Here is a 1,779-nt window from a genome sequence, read left to right as displayed (position 1 = left end):
GCGGGTTTATTTCACCAGTCGCCATGAGCGGCTTTTTTTGTGCCTAAATTCAGAGATAACAACATGAGCGAAGAAAAAATCGTCACGTATAAGGGGTTTAATACCGACCTGACGTGCCGTGATTACCAGTTTGAAATCGGCAAAACATACGAGCATGACGGCGATGTTGAGGCATGTTCATCCGGGTTCCACGCCTGCGAAAATCCGCTTGATTGTTTCAGTTATTACCCGCCAGCCGAAAGTCGCTACGCCGAGACAATCTCAACCGGCAAAATCAGTCGCCATGACGACGACACTAAAATTGCCAGCGCTACTATCACCATTAAGGCCGAGCTGAGCATGCCTGAGTTCGTTCAGCGCGCTATCGATTGGATCTGGAATAGAGTGGATAAGTCGCTTGAGCAGCAGATAATGACCGGCAACCGCTCTGCGGCCAGCAACACCGGCGACTACTCTGCGGCCAGCAACACCGGCGACTACTCTGCGGCCAGCAACACCGGCTACCGCTCTGCGGCCAGCAACACCGGCAACCGCTCTGCGGCCAGCAACACCGGCGACTACTCTGCGGCCAGCAACACCGGCAACCGCTCTGCGGCCAGCAACACCGGCGACCACTCTGCGGCCAGCAACACCGGCAACCGCTCTGCGGCAGAGGTAAGCGGACCTCATTCGGTAGCTGCCGCTTTCGGTATCGAAAGCAAAGCACGCGCATCAATCGACGGTGCCATCGTCCTTTGTTACCGGGATGATAACGGTGATCTTATCCACATTCGCGCCAGCAGGGTAGGAGATAACGGAATTAAAGCGGATGTCTGGTACGTTCTGGATGAAAATGGCGAATTTGCAGAAGCTGAGTAACCGGTAAGGAGAGGGTATGGAAGAATTAATTAAAAACATCAAAATTATTCATAACATAAAGAAGCGGACAACGCATTTTCATATTGCGCAATGAATTTTCATCAAAGAATTGGCGCAATCCGTGACTGGCAAGATCTTGTTACTCCTGAAAATGTCATGGTGATTATTAAAGCGATTGAAGAGAAAGAAACGGAAATAGAAGAGCTTCAGGAAGAAATTTATTTATTGCAAGAAAGAATAGAAGAGTGACAACCCAATGCCGTTATACATGACGGCATGACGATGTTACTCGACATCATCCTGACTATTGCCCTCTCTGTGAGGGCTTTTTTATATCACCAATAAATTTCATGAGGTATCCCATGCAAGCACTAGCGATTGCAGGGGCGGCATCGGGCTGCCCTAATCACACATCTCCAGCTTCACTATCATATTTCCGCCTGACTGGCGCTGACGTTATGCACTGGCGGCAAAAGAGCCGCTTACAGCAGCTGTGGGAGCGTCTTATTTCCGTTGTCACTCAGGAAGGCCAGCCATGACACGCGCTGAGGAAGCGCTAAAACGCGTCGAGGAATACAAACTCATGCAGTTGCAGTTTGAGCGGCAGGAAAAAGCGCAGCAGCAGAAAAAGCAAAAGTGCTGGCTGTGCAGGCTAATCAGGAGGTTCAGATGCAAATAACAGAGCGTGATCGCCAGGCTATCGAGAAGATAATCGCAGGGTTTGACGACGACGATGATCAGATACGTAAAGAGGTAGAGCGGATTGTCGCAGACTGCCGACTACCGGTATTTATTTGCCCTAACCTGCGCGGTGAATTCACAGAAAATTTAATGGACTTTGCCGCTGGTGATTTCGATCAGCAGACGCGTGATAGCGAATACATTTATGACCTGGTTTTAAACGCGGTCAAATATCATTTC

Annotated in this window: 3 protein-coding genes; all 3 read left to right on the top strand. The window is 49.7% G+C overall.

Annotation, left to right across the window (positions count from 1 at the left end):
- Positions 1-63 precede the first annotated feature (63 nt).
- On the top strand, positions 64-858 hold the full coding sequence (locus BTJ39_RS24010; protein ID WP_078005176.1) for a DUF7666 domain-containing protein: 795 nt from the start codon (positions 64-66) through the stop codon (positions 856-858).
- A 90-nt stretch (positions 859-948) separates the two neighbouring features.
- On the top strand, positions 949-1,107 hold the full coding sequence (locus tag BTJ39_RS25010; protein ID WP_176110433.1) for a hypothetical protein: 159 nt from the start codon (positions 949-951) through the stop codon (positions 1,105-1,107).
- Between the two features lie 420 nt (positions 1,108-1,527).
- Positions 1,528-1,779, top strand: a 252-nt coding sequence (locus tag BTJ39_RS25005; RefSeq protein ID WP_176110431.1) for a hypothetical protein, incomplete at its 3' end; no start/stop codon positions are given.

Origin of the sequence: Izhakiella australiensis (genome assembly GCF_002006995.1) — a bacterium.
GTDB classification, from domain to species: domain Bacteria; phylum Pseudomonadota; class Gammaproteobacteria; order Enterobacterales; family Enterobacteriaceae; genus Izhakiella; species Izhakiella australiensis.
The sequence above is the reverse complement of the archived record's forward strand: the minus strand, read 5'-3'. Positions and strand labels throughout refer to the sequence as shown.